Origin of the sequence: Ectothiorhodospira lacustris (genome assembly GCF_022227845.1) — a bacterium.
GTDB classification, from domain to species: Bacteria; Pseudomonadota; Gammaproteobacteria; order Ectothiorhodospirales; family Ectothiorhodospiraceae; genus Ectothiorhodospira; species Ectothiorhodospira lacustris.
In genome coordinates, this window is sequence record NZ_JAJNQN010000008.1 from 102,847 (window position 1) to 119,420 (window position 16,574).

Genomic DNA, 16,574 nt, shown 5'->3' on the forward strand with positions numbered 1-16,574 from the left:
GCTGGAATAACCTGCCGTCACTCCCACGAAAGCGGGAGCCCAGGGTGGTCGGTCCGCGACTGGATTCCCGCCTTCGCGGGAATGACGATCATCGAAAGCACCTTGTCGCCACTCCCGCTAAAATAACCTGCCGTCACTCCCGCGAAAGCGGGAGCCCAAGGTGGTCGGTCCGCTGGATTCCCGCCTTCGCGGGAATGACGACCGTGGCGGGAATAACGACCGTGGCAGAAATGACGGTCTCAGAATACCTACATCATCCCTGAGGAACCCCTTAAACATGGTCTGGACCCCACGCGTCACCGTCGCTGCCGTCGTCGAACGGAATGGCCGCTTTCTGCTGGTGGAGGAACTGGAACAAGGCCGCAGCGTCTACAACCAGCCCGCCGGGCACCTGGAAGAGGACGAGGACCTGATCGCCGCCGCTATCCGGGAGACCCTGGAAGAAACCGGCCGTCGTCTCACCCCCCGCGCCCTGGTGGGCATCTACCGCTGGAAGCATGCGCCCACGGGGCTCACCTTCATCCGCGTGGCCGTCACCGGCGACATCTCGGAACCGATACCCGGCCAGGTGCGGGATCCGGACATCCTCGACACCCACTGGATCGATCGTGATGCACTGGCGGCCCATCCCGACAAACTGCGCACCCCGCTGGTGCTGCGCTGCATTGATGATTACCTGAACGATCGCCGCTATCCCCTGGACCTGCTGGTGGACATGCCATGACCCCATCCCGCGCCAAACGCGTCATCGTCGGCATGTCCGGCGGCGTGGACTCATCCGTCTCCGCCCTCCTGCTGATGGAACAGGGTTACCGGGTGGAAGGTCTGTTCATGAAGAACTGGGAAGATGACGACGAACCCGGCTACTGTTCCGCCGCCACCGACCTGGCAGATGCCAAGGCCGTGTGCGTCGAGTTAGAAATCCCCCTGCACAAGGTGAATTTTGCCAAGGAGTACTGGGACCGGGTGTTCGCCCATTTTCTGGAGGAATACCGTCTGGGCCGCACGCCTAATCCGGACATTCTCTGTAACCGGGAGATCAAGTTCCGCGCCTTCCTGGACTATGCCCTGGACAAGGGTGCCGACCTCATCGCCACCGGCCATTACGCCCGGGTGGATGAACTGGACGGACGCTTTCGCCTGTTGCAGGGATCGGATACCAACAAGGACCAGTCCTATTTCCTGCATGCCCTTGGCCAGCCGGCCCTGTCCCGCACCCTCTTCCCCCTGGGTGAACTGGAAAAGACCCGGGTGCGTGAGATCGCCACCGGGGCCGGGTTTGTGAACCACGCCAAGAAGGACAGCACCGGCATCTGCTTCATCGGTGAACGGCGTTTCCGGGACTTTCTCAAGCGCTACCTGCCGGCCCAACCCGGCCCCATCGTCAGCACCGAGGGACAAACACTGGGCGAGCACCAGGGACTCATGTACTACACCCCGGGACAGCGCCAGGGACTGGGCATCGGTGGCGTCCACGGCGCCGCGGAAAACCCCTGGTATGTGGTGGACAAGGACATGACCGGCAACCGCCTGATCGTGGCCCAAGGACACGATCATCCCGCCCTGCACGCCGGTGGCCTGGTGGCCACGGACGTGCACTGGATCGCCGGCAATGCGCCGAAAATGCCCCTGCACTGCCAGGCCAAGATCCGCTACCGGCAGGCCCACCAGGACTGCATGGTGGAACCGATGCCGGATCAACCCGGCGCGCTCAATGTGCGCTTCCATCACCGGCAGCGCGCGGTGGCGCCGGGGCAGTCGGTGGTGTTCTATCAAGGGACCGAATGTCTGGGTGGTGGCATCATCGCCCGTAAGGATACGGACGCCCGACCGCATCCAATCGGGTTATAGTTACCCCCGAATCAAACCAGTCACGCAAACGGAAAACGACCCGTGGAAGCTTCACACCGCAATCGAACCCTGGCCCTGGCCGCCCTCTTCCAGTCCGCCGCACTGGTTAAGGATGTCGCCTGGCGTGGTCAGTGCGATGCCGATCAACTGCAGACCATGATCAGCAGCCTGTTTGCCTTCGAGGCCAAGGCCATCGACGATATTTACGGCGGCGCGGCGAACCTGCGTCGGGGGTTGCGGACCCTGCTGGAGCAGGTTCAGTCGGGCTCCCAGCAGGTGGACGGCGAGATCTCCCGGTATGTCATCAGCCTGTTCTATCTGGAGCGCAAGCTGATGAAGCAGCCGGACATGATCAAGACGCTACGGGACGGGATCGAAGTGGCCGCCCATCAAAGCGAATCCTTCGGCATCCTGCACGAGAACATCATGTCCCGCCTGGGCCAGACCTATCAGAACACCATCAGTGAGCTGGGGCCTCGGATCGTCGTGCAGGGGGAGCAGAACCACCTGGCCAACCCGCACAATGCGGCACGCATCCGCGCCCTGCTCCTGGCGGGCATCCGCGCAGCAGTCCTGTGGCGTCAGGCAGGGGGATCGAGATGGAAACTGATCTTCGGGCGCAACGCCATGCTGGCTGAGGCGCGATTCATGCTTGAGGAGACCGCAGAGGCCTCCTGAGCCTATGTGTTCATACCTGCCATACCCCTCATCCCCTGCCCTTCTCCTCTTTAAGGGAGAAGGGAGCACCTCGACAAAAAGCCCCTCTCCCACAAGGGGAGAGGGGCTGGGGTAAGGGGTGAGAGGGCAAAAACCCTACGCCGCCACCACCGGAATTACCTTCCGGGCCGCTTCCTCATACTCCGGCAACTGATCAAAGTTGAGGTAACGGTAGACCTCGGCCGCCATGGTATTCAGGCCGGCCACATGCCCCATGTACTCATCCACCGTGGGCAGGCGCCCCATCACAGCCGCCACCGCCGCCAGCTCCGCGGAGGCCAGGAACACATCGGCCCCGTCCCCCAGACGGTTGGGGAAGTTGCGGGTGGAGGTGGACACCACCTTGGCACCGGGGGCCACCCGGGCCTGATTGCCCATGCACAGGGAACAGCCGGGCATCTCGGTGCGGGCGCCGGCACGACCATAGATGCCGTAGTAGCCCTCCTCCGTCAGCTGGCGCTGATCCATGCGGGTAGGCGGCGACAGCCACAGACGGGTGGGCATCTGGCCCTGGAACGTCTCCAGCAGCTTGCCGGCGGCGCGGAAGTGACCGATGTTGGTCATGCAGGAGCCGATGAACACCTCGTCAATCTTGCCGCCGGCCACTTCCGACAGCAGACGGGCGTCGTCCGGATCATTGGGAGCACAGAGGATGGGCTCCTTGATCTGACTAAGATCGATCTCGATCACCGCCGCGTACTCGGCATCCGCGTCGGCCCGCATCAGGCGGGGATTGGCCAGCCACTCTTCCATGGCCTTGGCGCGACGCTCCAGGGTCCGGGCATCGCCGTAACCGTTGGCGATCATCCAGCGCAGCATGGTGATATTCGAGCGCAGGTATTCGGCCACCCGATCTTCCGACAGGGCGATGGTGCAGCCACCGGCGGAACGCTCGGCAGAGGCATCGGACAGCTCGAACGCCTGTTCCACGGTGAGGTCGTCCAGACCTTCGATCTCCAGGATGCGGCCGGAGAAGATATTCTTCTTGCCCTTTTTCTCCACCGTCAGCAGACCCTGCTGGATGGCCGCATAGGGGATGGCGTGAACCAGATCCCGCAGGGTGATGCCGGACTGACGCTCACCTTTGAAGCGCACCAGGACCGACTCGGGCATATCCAGGGGCATCACGCCGGTGGCGGCGGCAAAAGCCACCAGACCGGAGCCGGCCGGGAAGGAGATGCCGATGGGGAAGCGGGTGTGCGAGTCACCGCCGGTGCCCACGGTGTCGGGCAGCAGCATGCGGTTCAGCCAAGAGTGGATGATGCCGTCACCCGGACGCAGGGAGACACCGCCCCGGTTCATGATGAAGTCCGGCAAGGTGTGGTGGGTCTGCACGTCCACCGGCTTGGGATAGGCGGCGGTGTGGCAGAAGGACTGCATCACCAGATCGGCCTGGAAGCCCAGGCAGGCCAGATCCTTGAGTTCGTCGCGGGTCATGGGGCCGGTGGTGTCCTGGGAACCCACGGTGGTCATGCGCGGCTCGCAGTAGGTGCCGGGGCGGATACCGGTTACGCCGCAGGCCTTGCCCACCATCTTCTGGGCCAGGGTGAAGCCCTTGCCGCTGTCCACCGGGGCCTGGGGCCGCTTGAACACGTCGGAGGCCGGCAGGTTCAGGGCCTGGCGGGCACGATCGGTCAGGCCGCGACCGATGATCAGGGGGATGCGACCGCCGGCGCGGACCTCGTCCAGCATCACCGGGGAGCGCAGTTCGAAGGTGGTGATCACGGTATCGCTGCCGTGGCGGCAGACCTTGCCGGCGTGGGGGTAAATGTCCACCACGTCACCCATCTCAAGGCCGTTGACGTCCAGTTCGATGGGCAGAGCGCCGGCATCTTCCATGGTGTTGAAGAAGATGGGGGCGATCTTGCCGCCCAGGCAGACGCCGCCGAATCGCTTGTTGGGCACATAGGGGATATCATCACCGATGTACCACAGCACCGAGTTGGTGGCGGACTTGCGGGAGGAGCCGGTACCCATCACATCGCCCACCAGGGCGACCGGATGACCCTTCTGCTTGAGTACCTCGATCTGAGCCTGGGCATCGGTGACGCCTTCACGGGGCATCTTGTACATGGCCTTGGCATGCAGGGGGATGTCCGGACGGCTCCAGGCGTCGGGGGCCGGGGACAGGTCGTCGGTGTTGGTCTCGCCCGGGACCTTGAAAATGGTCACGGTCATCTTTTCCGGCACGGCCGGCCGGCTCAGGAACCACTCGGCATCGGCCCAGGACTGCATCACGGCCTGGGCGTGGGTGTTGCCGGCCTTGGCCCGCTCTTCCACATCGTGGAAGGCATCGAACATGAGCAGGGTGTGCTTGAGCTCCTTGGCGGCAGCCACGACCAGTTCGGCGTCATCCAGCAGCTCCACCAAAGTCGCGATGTTATAGCCGCCCTGCATGGTGCCCAGCAGTTCCACGGCGCGGGTACGGTCGATCAAGGGAGAGCTGACCTCACCCTTGGCCACGGCAGACAGGAAACCGGCCTTCACATAGGCGGCCTCATCCACGCCCGGGGGTACACGATGGGTGATGAGGTCCAGCAGGAAGTCTTCCTCACCGGCGGGCGGGTTCTTCAACAGCTCCACCAGTTGGGCGGTCATCTCCGCATCCAGGGGTTTGGGCACCACCCCTTCCGCTGCACGTTCCTGGACATGTTGGCGATAGGCTTCAAGCACGTGTGTGATCCTCTTTAACGCCCCGGCTGCCCGGGGAGGGAGAAATATCCCTTATGATCAATATTTTATTTTGACAGACAGGGTTATTGCGCGGCAGCATTCTAAACCACCGGGAGGGTGGCAGACCAGAAATGCCTTGTGCGAGGCTGTGCCATACTCACCAAAGGACTTCTGAATAACTCATTCCCGCGCAGGCGGGAATCCAGTGACGGACTGACAATCCTGGACTCCCGCTTTCGCGGGAGTGACGGCAATCAGATCCAGTGGTTCCTGTGCACGCGGGAACCCAGCAACAAACGGACAGCAGGGTATTAACGAAGATCGTCATTCCCGCGCAGGCGGGAATCCAGGAACAGCATGGCAAGCACACCGTTCCACAGAAAGAGGGAGCCGCCACGATGAGCAACAGCTTCAACACCGAGGACACCCTGGACGTCCAGGGCAAGGCCTACCACATCCACAGCCTCGCCCTGCTCCGGAAAACTCACGACCTGGATCGTCTGCCCTTCTCCCTCAAGATCCTGCTGGAAAACCTCCTGCGCTGCGAGGACGGCAACAACATCACCCGGGCGCACATCCAGGCCCTGCTGGACTGGGACCCCAGGGTCGAGCCGACGGCGGAAATCAGTTTCACCCCGGCCCGAGTGGTGCTGCAGGACTTCACCGGCGTCCCCGCCGTGGTGGACCTGGCAGCGATGCGTGATGCCATGAAGGCCCTGGGCAAGGATCCGAAACGGATCAATCCCCTGGCCCCGGTGGATCTGGTCATTGATCATTCGGTGATGGTGGACCACTTCGGCCAAAAAAACTCCCTGGATCTGAACATTAAACTGGAATACCACCGCAACCAGGAACGCTATCAGTTCCTGCGCTGGGGGCAGAAGGCCTTCGAAAATTTCCGCGTGGTGCCCCCCGGTACCGGTATCGTCCATCAAGTGAACCTGGAATACCTGGCCCCGACCGTCTTCGTGCGGGACGACAACGGCACCCTCCACGCCTACCCCGACACCCTGGTGGGCACCGACTCCCACACCACCATGGTCAACGGACTGGGCGTGCTGGGCTGGGGCGTGGGCGGGATCGAGGCCGAGGCCGCCATGCTGGGCCAGCCCATCTCCATGCTCATCCCTCAGGTGGTGGGCTTCAAGCTCAGCGGCCGACTGCCGGAAGGCGCCACCGCCACCGACCTGGTGCTCACCGTCACCCAGATACTCAGAAAGCACGGCGTGGTGGGCAAGTTCGTGGAATTCTTCGGCGACGGCCTGGACCATCTGCCCCTGGCGGATCGGGCCACCATCGCCAACATGGCCCCGGAATACGGCGCCACCTGCGGCATCTTCCCCATCGACCGGGAGACCCTTGAGTATCTGCATCTCTCGGGCCGGGATGAGTCGCACATCGCCCTGGTGGAAGCCTATGCCCGCCATCAGGGGCTCTGGCGCGACACCGGTGCCCGACAGGCCGACTATTCCGACATCCTGGCACTGGATCTGGGCAGTGTCGTTCCCAGTCTGGCGGGTCCCAGGCGCCCCCAGGACCGCATCCCCCTAAACCAGTCCCGCCGCAGCTTCATGGACACCCTGGACCAGTATCTGAAGGCACATCACACCACCCCGGCGAATCGGGAAGAGGCCCGCTTCGCCGATGAAGGCGGCCATACCGCCCCCGGGGTGGAGGACAGCCACGAAACCGGCGCGGTGGAATACGAGATGGACGGCGAGCGGCACCTGCTCACCCATGGCGCCGTGGTGATCGCCGCCATCACCTCCTGCACCAATACGTCCAACCCCGCGGTCCTGCTGGCCGCCGGCCTGCTGGCAAAGAAGGCTCACGAAAAAGGCCTCAAACCCAAGCCCTGGGTCAAGACCTCCCTGGCCCCGGGTTCCCAGGTGGTCCCGGCTTACCTGCAACAGGCGGGCCTCCTGCAGCCCCTGGAAGCCCTGGGCTTCTCTGTAGTGGGCTTTGGCTGCACCACCTGCATCGGCAACGCCGGTCCCCTGCCCGAGCCTATCGGCAATGCCATCCGCGAAGGGGATCTGATGGTGGCCGCGGTGCTCTCAGGCAATCGCAACTTTGAAGGCCGCATCCATGCCGATGTGCGCGCCAACTACCTGGCCTCCCCTCCCCTGGTAGTGGCCTATGCCCTGGCGGGCACCATGGCCGTGGACCTGTACCAGGATCCGTTGGGCACGGACGGCGACGGACGCCCCGTCTACCTGAAGGACATCTGGCCCAGCCAGGCGGAGATTGCCGGTCTTATGGGAACCAGCATCAACTCGGCCATGTTCCGGGATAAATACGCCGACGTCTTCAAGGGCGATGCCAACTGGCAACAGATCCAGGTGACCGAGTCGGAACTCTACGACTGGGCGGAATCCACCTATGTGAAGAACCCGCCCTACTTCGAAGGCATGACCCTGGAACCGGAGCCCCCAAAAGTCATCCAACATGCCCGCTGTCTGGTCATGGTGGGGGATTCCATCACCACCGACCATATCTCACCCGCCGGCGGCATCCATCCGGAAAGCCCCGCCGGACAGTACCTGCAGGCTCACGGCATCGAGCCGAAGGAATTCAATTCCTATGGCTCGCGGCGGGGCAACCATGAAGTGATGATGCGCGGCACCTTCGCCAACGTGCGCCTGCGCAATCGCCTCGCGCCGGGTACCGAAGGGGGCTGGACCCATTATCTGCCCGACGGTGAGCAGATGAGCATCTACGACGCCGCCATGCGCTATCGGGACAAGGACATCCCGCTGATGGTCCTGGCGGGCAAGGAATACGGCACCGGCTCTTCCCGAGACTGGGCAGCCAAGGGGACACGACTGCTGGGCATCCGTACGGTGATCGCCGAGAGTTTCGAACGCATCCACCGCTCCAACTTGGTCGGATTCGGGGTCCTGCCCCTGCAGTTCCTGCCCGGCGAGAGCGTCGACACGCTGGCGCTGTCGGGGCATGAGCGCTACAGCATCAGCTCACTGGATGACACCCCCGCCGAAGTCACCGTCACCGCCGAGTCGGACGACGGCGCCCGCTGCGAATTCAAGGCCCGGGTGCGCATTGATACGCCGAAGGAATGGGAATATTACCGGCACGGAGGGATTCTGCATTACGTCATCCGGCAACTGGCATCCTGAAGCGTGGGCACCAGGTCGATAAGTCATTCCCGCGAAAGCGGGAATCCAGTAGCATGGTAAAAATATTGGACTCCCGCCTTCGCGGGAGTGACGTCAGGTGGACCCGCGTGAGCTAGATGGACCCGCTTGAGTTAGTCTGGAAAAATCAGGGGCATGATGGATGGATGGCAAAATCAACATCCCGGCGGACAGGGCCACGCCAGGCGCTGTCCTGGCGGAGGATGTGCGGGATCGCAGCGGCAGACTGCTGCTGTCCGCCGGTTTACCCCTTAGAGACAAACATATCCGCGTCCTGAAGACCTGGGGCGTTAACGAGGTCGCCATCTGGACAGACAGGGAGGTTCCGCTCATGCACACTGAGTCATCGGCCACCGTCCCCTCCCTCAGGGATAGTAGCGACATCAGCGAAACATCATGGACTCAGGCCAAAAGCATCATGTCAACGGCCTTCATGCACGCGGATCTTGCCAGTCCCGTCATGGATACCCTGTTCAAGGTATCGACGGCACGTCTCGCAAGGAAACTTGACGCCAAGGCCGGCCCATGACAGGAGGCACCATCGACGACATCCTCGCCGGCAACCCGGACCTGGGAACCCTGCCGAGCGTCTTTCATCGCGTCGAAGCCGCAGTCAACGACCCCACCAGTTCCTTCGAGGCTATGAGCCGGGCCATCGAGACCGACAGTGCCCTGACCGCCAAACTGCTCCGCATCGCCAACAGCAGCCTTTACAACTTTCCGAGCCGGATCAACAGCATCGACCGTGCCATCAGCATCATCGGCACCCAGCAACTGCGCGATCTGGTCCTGGCCGCCACCATCATCCGCTATTTCAGCCATCTTCCCGTAGCGGGTGTCGACATGGACAGCTTCTGGCGGCACAGCATCGTCACTGCACTTCTGGCACGCAGCCTGGCCGGCGCCCGCCGTGAAACCAATGTGGAACGTTTCTACGTAGCCGGCTTGCTCCACGATATCGGACGCCTGCTCATGTTCATGCACCTGACCACCCCCTCCGCCCGGATCCTGGCGCGCAGGGACGAACGTCAATGCCTCCTGTTTCAGGCGGAACAGGAGGTCCTGGGGGTGGACCATGCGGAACTGGGCGGCGATCTACTGCGGGCATGGAACCTGCCGCGAGCCTTCGAGGAGCCGGTGCGCCATCATCACTCGCCTAGCCTGGCCTCCCAATACCCCATCGAGACCGCTGTCGTCCATGTCGCCGACAGTATTGCCAATGCCCTGAGACTGGGCACCAGTGGGGAACGCTATGTACCCCCGATCAATGATGAAACCTGGATTCGCATCGCACTGCCCGAAAACATGCTGGAACAGGTGATCACATACACTGATATGCACTACCAGCAGGTAGTCGATGTATTCATGGCATGAAAATGACTAAAAAGGACGCACCTCACCCGCCAGAAATCGACTATCTGCGTGGGCGTGTGGCTTATCTTGAGGCCGCCAATCACTGGCATCACTATGCCATGGACGTACTGGCCTCGATGACCTCGATCTTCGGTGACCATCGCCATAATCGGGACACCCAGACCATCCTCAAATATGCGCATGACTGCGTCAAGCGCGTCCTGCCTTTTGAAGATGCGGGCTACTACACCGTGGACGACGACTCCAATTTCAACCTCACTTACCGACAGCCGGGCTGCACGGATGCCGATCTGGAAGCCGCCGTCGAGCGGCTGATCGAAGAAGGCACATTTGCCTGGGCCATCAATCAGAACCATCCGGTCTGTCTCTCCGCCGGTGATCATCATACCCCCGACGCGCATCTGGTCCTGCACGTCATCTCCACCCGCACCCGAATCCGTGGCATGTTTGTCGGGCGTATCCACGGCACGGACCTACGGATCGGCGAATCGGGCCTCAAGGTGCTCTCCATCGTTCTGTTCAACACGGCCTATGCGCTGGAAAGTGCCGCCCTCTATACCCTCAGGGAGCAACAACATCAGACCCTGCGCAAGATCACCCAGCGTCAATCGCGGGAACTGATTCATCAGCACAGCCATGACACCCTCACGGGCCTGCCCAACCGGGTCCTCTTCAATGACCGCCTGAGCCAGCTGATGCAGCGCCGGGGGGCACCTGATGCCCATATTGCCGTGATCCTCATGGACCTGGATCACTTCAAGCGGGTGAATGATTCTCTGGGCCACCGTGCGGGAGACCTGCTGATCCGCCGTCTGGCCGGCGAGATGCGCAGCACCCTTCTCTCCGCCGAAGTGGCTCGGCGCTATCACCTGGACGTGGCCAACGTGACCCTCTCCCGCCTGGGCGGTGATGAATTCGGCATCATCCTGGATAACGTGGCCTCGCTGGACCTGGTGGCCCGCTTTGTCCAGCAACTGATCGAAAGCATCAGTCGCGAACACGAGGTCATGGATCATCAGGTCTTCATCACCTGTAGCGCGGGAATCAGCATCCATCCTTTCGACGGCGATGACACGGACACCTTGGTCAAGAACGCCGACGCGGCCATGTATGAGGCCAAGCAACGCGGTCGCAACCTGTATCAGTTCTATACCCAGGACCTCAATTCCCAGACCTACCGCCACCTGGTACTGGAAAACCAGCTGGTCAAGGCCTTGGCCCGGGACGAATTCGACATCCACTATCAGCCCCAGATATCGCTGAGGACCGGCCGGGTGGAAGCGCTGGAGGCGCTGGTGCGCTGGCATCATCCGGAGAAGGGCCTGCAGAGCCCGGCCCGCTTCATCCCCATTGCCGAAGACACCGGCATCATCGAAGGTCTGGGGCTGTGGGTGCTCAAAAGGGTATGCGAGGATGTACACCGACTGCGGGATGCAGGTATCGAATCACCCCGCATGGCCATCAACCTGTCGGCCCGCCAGTTCCGGCAGGCCAACCTGGTGGAAAAATACATCGCCATCCTCAAGGAGCATGATGTCTCGCCCTGCGCCATTGAGCTGGAACTGACGGAAAGCACCATCATGCAGGACATCCACGTGGCCGTGGACATGTTCCGGCAACTTCACCAGCTGGGTTTTCGTCTGGCAGTGGATGATTTCGGCACCGGATACTCATCGCTCAACAACTTGAAGCATTTTCCTATCCATACTCTCAAGATCGACCGTTCCTTCGTCAGCGACACGCCCCATGATCGCGACGATACCGCCATCGTCACGGCCATCGTCGCCATGGCCAAGGGGCTGGGCCTGGAAGTCGTGGCGGAAGGGGTGGAAAATGAAGAACAGCTGGCCTTCCTGAAGCAACTCGACTGTGAATTCATCCAGGGCTACTACTTCAGCAAACCCTTGCCATTCAATGATCTATGCCAATATCTTAAAGCGTATTCCTGATTTCATTCCTTCTTGTCACGTTTTCCTGCCACTGTCTTCCTCCGCAATACCCGTCAGTCTCATGGGATCCAGCAATCGACGCAAGGTGGCCTCATCCAGACCCGTCATCTCCAGCGCCACCGCCAGGACGGGCCTGCCCTCCCCGTAAGCCCGCTTGGCAATCGCCGCCCCTTGCTCATAACCGATCACCGGATTGAGCGCCGTCACCAGAATGGGATTGCGCTCCAGCGCCGCCCTGAGCCGCGACTCATCCACCATCAGGCCCTCCACGGCCTTTTCACGCAGCAGCACGACGCCGCGGTACAGCAGTTCGATGCTCTCAAGAAGATCGTGAGCAATCAGCGGTAACATCACGTTAAGCTGAAAGTTTCCGGACTGACCGGCGATGCCGATCGTGACATCGTTTCCCATCACCCGGGCACAGATCATCGCCACCGCCTCCGGAACCACCGGATTCACCTTGCCGGGCATGATGCTGCTCCCCGGCTGCAGAGCCGGCAGCCGGATCTCACCCAACCCGGCCAGCGGCCCCGAGTTCATCCAGCGCAGATCGTTGCAGATCTTCATCAGGCTCACCGCCAGGGTCTTGAGCTGCCCGCTGATCTCCACCGCCGTATCCTGGGCCGCCAAGCCCTCAAACCGGCTCGGCTTGGTCACGAACACCACCCCGGTGCGGCGGGACAGAATCCGGGCGACACGATCGCCCAGTTCAGGATGGGCATTTACCCCCGTCCCCACCGCGGTCCCGCCGATGGCCAGCTCCACCAGGCGGGGAAAGCCGTCTTCCAAACGCTCCGCCCCGTAGCGCATCTGCTGAGCCCAGGCCCCCAGTTCCTGATCCAGCCGCACCGGCATGGCATCCATGAGATGGGTACGCCCGGTCTTCACCAGACCGGAAAAGTCCGCAGCACGCCGGTCGATGCACTCTGCCAGCTCAAGTACCGCAGGAATCAGCCGCTGCCGCAGTGCCAGGGCCGCGGCCACATGCAGCGCGGTCGGAATGACATCGTTGGAGCTCTGCCCGAGATTGACGTGGTCATTGGGGTGCACGAGCGTCCCCAGGTGCCGGGATGCCAGCGTGGCGATGACCTCATTGGCATTCATGTTGGAGCTGGTGCCGCTGCCGGTCTGAAATACATCCACCGGGAACTGCTCGGCATGTTCCCCTCGTGAGACGGCATCGGCGGCCACGATAATGGCGTCGGCCATCTCATCGGACAGCAGTCCCAGATCCCGGTTGGCCTGAGCACAGGCTGCCTTCACATGTCCCAAGGCCTGGACAAACGCGGCCGGCATCGGCCGGCCGCTGATCCGGAAATGATTCACGGCGCGTTGAGTCTGAGCGCCGTACAGGGCCTTGGCCGGGACCTCCACCGGTCCCATGCTGTCATGTTCCACACGCATCCCGGAGTTACCCATCGTCCATCCTCCTCTTTGCAGTCGGCACACCCCGCTCCCAAACGGAGCGAATCACCTATCCTGTAGTATAATCCCGCCTTTTTCAGTCAGCCCGGAGACCCCGCCCCATGGAGCCATCGTCCCTCACCGCCATCTCCCCCGTGGACGGCCGCTACGGCAGCAAGACCGAGATGCTGCGCCCGATCTTCAGCGAATTCGGCCTGATTCGTCACCGGGTCCAGGTCGAAGTGGAATGGCTCAAGGCGCTGGCCGCCCATCCGGGCATCCCGGAAGTGCCGCCCCTGGGTGAGCACGCCCGTCACATCCTGGACGGCATCGTGGAAAACTTCTCCGAGGAAGACGCCCGCCGGGTCAAGAACATCGAACGGACCACCAACCACGACGTCAAGGCGGTGGAGTACTTCCTCAAGGAAAAGGTCACCGGCAACGCGGAACTGGCCGCCATCAGTGAGTTTTTCCACTTCGCCTGCACCTCCGAGGACATCAACAACCTGGCCTATGCCCTCATGCTCAAGGAGGCCCGGGGCCAGGCCATGCTGCCGCTGATGGACGAGGTCATTCACGCCATTCGTGATCTGGCCCACAAGCACGCCGATCAGCCCATGCTCTCCCGCACCCACGGCCAGCCCGCCTCCCCCACCACCCTGGGCAAGGAAATGGCCAACGTGGTGCATCGCCTCAAGACCACCCGCAATCAGGTGGCCAACGTGATCATGCTGGGCAAGATCAACGGTGCCGTGGGCAACTACAACGCCCACCTGAGCGCCTACCCGGACGTGGACTGGGAAACCCTGGCGCGGGAATTCATCGACAGCCTGGGCCTGGAGATGAACCCCTACACCATCCAGATCGAGCCCCATGACTACATGGCCGAACTGTTCCACGGCCTGTGCCGCTTCAACACCATCCTCACCGACTTCTCCCGCGACGTCTGGGGCTACATCTCCCTGGGCTACTTCCGGCAGAAGGTGATCGCCGGCGAAGTGGGCTCCTCCACCATGCCCCACAAGGTCAATCCCATCGACTTCGAGAATGCCGAGGGCAACCTGGGTCTGGCCAATGCGGTCTTCGAGCACCTGGCCGGCAAGTTGCCCATCTCCCGCTGGCAGCGGGACCTGACCGATTCCACCGTGCTGCGCAACATCGGCATGGGCTTCGCGTGGTCCGTGATTGCCTACCAGGCCGCCGGGAAGGGCATCAGCAAGCTGGAGGTGGACACCGCCCGCCTGGATGCCGACCTGGAGGCCAACTGGGAAGTCCTGGCCGAGCCCATCCAGACCGTCATGCGCCGCTACGGGGTGGAAAAGCCCTACGAGAAGCTCAAGGAGCTCACCCGCGGTCAACGGGTGGACGGCCCCCGCCTGCGCGCCTTCATCGATACCCTGGAGATCCCCCAGGCGGCCAGGGACCAGCTCAAGGCCCTCACCCCCGGCGGCTACACCGGCAACGCCGCCCAGCAGGCGCGGAGGATCTAAAGGATTTTCGTGTCGCTTTCTTGTAGCACCGGACAACGAAAAACCCCGACAACAGGCCAACATGCAGCAGGAAAGGATCGTAGAAAAGTCAGCGGAATCAGCGGTAAGCCATCGACCAGAAAGGAAAAAAGGGCTTCACCGCTTCTGCGTGGCGCCGATGATGGACTGGACCGATCGACATTGCCGCTACTTCCTGCGTCTTATCTCCCGCCGCGCCTTCCTCTACACGGAGATGGTCACCACCGGCGCCCTGCTCCACGGCGATCGGGACTACCTGCTGGGCTTTGATCCGACAGAGCACCCGATCGCCCTGCAACTGGGGGGCTCGGACCCCCAGGCCCTGGCCTCCTGCGCCCGCATGGGGGCCGAGGCGGGCTATGACGAGATCAACCTCAACGTGGGCTGCCCCTCGGACCGGGTGAGTTCCGGGCGATTCGGTGCCTGCCTCATGGCCGAGCCGGCGCTCGTGGCCGACTGCGTGGCCGCCATGCAGGCCGCGGTGGACATCCCCGTCACGGTCAAGCACCGCATCGGTATCGACCACCTGGACAGCGAAGCCCATCTTCACCAGTTTGTGGAAACGGTTGCGGGTGCCGGCTGCACCCGCTTCATCGTCCACGCACGAAAGGCCTGGCTGCAGGGCCTGAGTCCCAAACAGAACCGGGAAATTCCGCCCCTGTGTTACGACCGGGTTCACCGCCTTAAACAGGCCTTCCCCCATCTGGAGATCATCATCAACGGCGGCCTCGCCCGCCTGGAAGACTGCCGGGCGCAACTGGCGCATGTGGACGGGGTTATGCTGGGGCGCGAGGCCTACCACAACCCCTGGCTCCTGGCCGGGGTGGACCCGGAACTGTACGGCGAACCGGCCCCGGCGCAATCCCCCCATGAAGTCATCGAACAGTTTTTGCCCTATGTGGAGGCACGTCTGTCGGAAGGTGTCCCCCTGCAGGCCATGACCCGTCACATCCTCGGCCTGTTCCAGGCCCGCCCCGGCGCCCGCGCCTGGCGCCGTCACCTGAGCGAAAACGCCCACCGCCCCGGCGCCGGCCCGGACATCATCCGGCAGGCGGCAGCCAAGGTTCCCGCCCAGGGCCGATCCTCTGCCGGGCCTTTCCCCTCACCCCTCGGCGACGCCCAAATGTAGTAATCTTGGCGCATGCGTCTGACCCCGGACCAACAAACCGCCATCCGCCGGATCGTCACCGAACTGACAGGCCCGAAGGCCACGGTGCGCCTGTTCGGGTCACGCCTGGATGACCACAAAAAAGGGGGGGATGTGGACCTGCTGGTGGAACTGACGGAGCCGGCCGACAATCCCGCCTGGCTCTCCGCCACCCTCTCAGCCAGAATCAGCCGCCAAATGGACGGGCGCAGGGTGGATGTTCTTATCAGCGCGCCCAATCTGATCCGGCTTCCCATTCACGACATTGCCCGCCGCGAAGGGATCATGCTTTGAATATCGCCCTTGAAGAGAAAGACAAGGCACGCCTGCAATTCCTCGCCCGCATCGTGGAAAAGGAGGCACGACACTTGCGGATCACCGACCAGCGATTCTTTGCACACCCCTTCAGCCTGCAAAGGGCGCGGCAACTTGAAAACGACACCGACCAAGCCGAACGTGCCAACGCCTTTGTCGCTCGCTTCGGCCGACTCCAGGATAGCCTCGGCGATAAACTGATCCCTCTGTATCTGCGTGGTCTGGGAGAAAAGACCGGCGCCGCCATCGACAATCTGGACAAGGCGGAACGCCTGGGCGTGATTCCGTCCTCGGATACCTGGCTTACCGTGCGCAAACTTCGCAACCAGATGATCCATGAGTACATCGAAGATCCCGAAATATTGGTCAATGCCCTGGAAACCGGCCATCATTTCGTCCCCGTGCTGCTGGAGGTGACACAAACACTCCTTGACGACATGCTGACTCGGGGTTGGCTGACTCCAAAAAAAGCGTAAAGCAT

Annotated in this window: 13 protein-coding genes; 11 read left to right on the forward strand and 2 right to left on the reverse strand. The window is 62.5% G+C overall.

The features are described 5' to 3' along the window. Positions 1-277 precede the first annotated feature (277 nt). The 3 genes from LQ956_RS07880 to hflD are packed head-to-tail and all read left to right on the forward strand — an operon-like array spanning position 278 to position 2,529. The gene (locus LQ956_RS07880) at positions 278-724 is read left to right on the forward strand and encodes an NUDIX hydrolase (protein WP_238621891.1); all 447 of its coding nucleotides are present in this window, start codon (positions 278-280) and stop codon (positions 722-724) included. After that, positions 721-1,851, forward strand: coding sequence for a tRNA 2-thiouridine(34) synthase MnmA (gene mnmA, locus LQ956_RS07885; RefSeq protein ID WP_238621890.1), 1,131 nt, complete (start codon positions 721-723; stop codon positions 1,849-1,851). Before LQ956_RS07880 ends, mnmA begins: the two co-directional genes overlap by 4 nt. Before the next feature lie 42 nt (positions 1,852-1,893). Next, positions 1,894-2,529: a high frequency lysogenization protein HflD gene (gene hflD / locus LQ956_RS07890; protein ID WP_238621889.1), complete on the forward strand. Its 636-nt coding sequence runs from the start codon at positions 1,894-1,896 to the stop codon at positions 2,527-2,529. 135 nt (positions 2,530-2,664) lie between these two features. On the opposite strand, the gene acnB is transcribed toward hflD, so the two are convergent. Continuing rightward, the gene (acnB, locus tag LQ956_RS07895) at positions 2,665-5,241 is read right to left on the reverse strand and encodes a bifunctional aconitate hydratase 2/2-methylisocitrate dehydratase (protein WP_238621888.1); all 2,577 of its coding nucleotides are present in this window, start codon (positions 5,239-5,241) and stop codon (positions 2,665-2,667) included. 398 nt (positions 5,242-5,639) lie between these two features. Between acnB and acnA the strand changes: the two genes are divergently transcribed. The 4 genes from acnA (at position 5,640) to LQ956_RS07915 (ending at position 11,719) form a co-directional block, all read left to right on the forward strand. Further along, positions 5,640-8,378 carry an aconitate hydratase AcnA gene (gene acnA, locus LQ956_RS07900; protein WP_238629778.1) on the forward strand — a complete coding sequence of 913 codons (2,739 nt, stop codon included), beginning with the start codon at positions 5,640-5,642 and terminating at the stop codon, positions 8,376-8,378. Positions 8,379-8,538: 160 nt separating this feature from the next. Beyond that, positions 8,539-8,925, forward strand: coding sequence for a hypothetical protein (locus LQ956_RS07905; protein ID WP_238629779.1), 387 nt, complete (start codon positions 8,539-8,541; stop codon positions 8,923-8,925). After that, the gene (locus LQ956_RS07910) at positions 8,922-9,770 is read left to right on the forward strand and encodes an HDOD domain-containing protein (RefSeq protein ID WP_238629780.1); all 849 of its coding nucleotides are present in this window, start codon (positions 8,922-8,924) and stop codon (positions 9,768-9,770) included. Before LQ956_RS07905 ends, LQ956_RS07910 begins: the two co-directional genes overlap by 4 nt. A gap of 2 nt (positions 9,771-9,772) precedes the next feature. Further along, positions 9,773-11,719, forward strand: coding sequence for a putative bifunctional diguanylate cyclase/phosphodiesterase (locus LQ956_RS07915; protein WP_238621884.1), 1,947 nt, complete (start codon positions 9,773-9,775; stop codon positions 11,717-11,719). Positions 11,720-11,734: 15 nt separating this feature from the next. On the opposite strand, the gene LQ956_RS07920 is transcribed toward LQ956_RS07915, so the two are convergent. Further along, positions 11,735-13,138, reverse strand: coding sequence for a class II fumarate hydratase (locus tag LQ956_RS07920; protein ID WP_238629782.1), 1,404 nt, complete (start codon positions 13,136-13,138; stop codon positions 11,735-11,737). A 107-nt stretch (positions 13,139-13,245) separates the two neighbouring features. Between LQ956_RS07920 and purB the strand changes: the two genes are divergently transcribed. The 4 genes from purB to LQ956_RS07940 all read left to right on the forward strand — a co-directional run bounded on the left by purB (position 13,246) and on the right by LQ956_RS07940 (position 16,569). Further along, positions 13,246-14,613: an adenylosuccinate lyase gene (gene purB, locus LQ956_RS07925; protein ID WP_238621882.1), complete on the forward strand. Its 1,368-nt coding sequence runs from the start codon at positions 13,246-13,248 to the stop codon at positions 14,611-14,613. A gap of 61 nt (positions 14,614-14,674) precedes the next feature. Then, on the forward strand, positions 14,675-15,760 hold the full coding sequence (gene dusA, locus LQ956_RS07930; RefSeq protein WP_255722099.1) for a tRNA dihydrouridine(20/20a) synthase DusA: 1,086 nt from the start codon (positions 14,675-14,677) through the stop codon (positions 15,758-15,760). A 12-nt stretch (positions 15,761-15,772) separates the two neighbouring features. Beyond that, positions 15,773-16,072 carry a nucleotidyltransferase domain-containing protein gene (locus LQ956_RS07935; protein WP_238629784.1) on the forward strand — a complete coding sequence of 100 codons (300 nt, stop codon included), beginning with the start codon at positions 15,773-15,775 and terminating at the stop codon, positions 16,070-16,072. Continuing rightward, positions 16,069-16,569: a hypothetical protein gene (locus tag LQ956_RS07940; protein WP_238629785.1), complete on the forward strand. Its 501-nt coding sequence runs from the start codon at positions 16,069-16,071 to the stop codon at positions 16,567-16,569. The genes LQ956_RS07935 and LQ956_RS07940 overlap by 4 nt, the downstream gene beginning before the upstream one ends. Positions 16,570-16,574 lie beyond the last annotated feature (5 nt).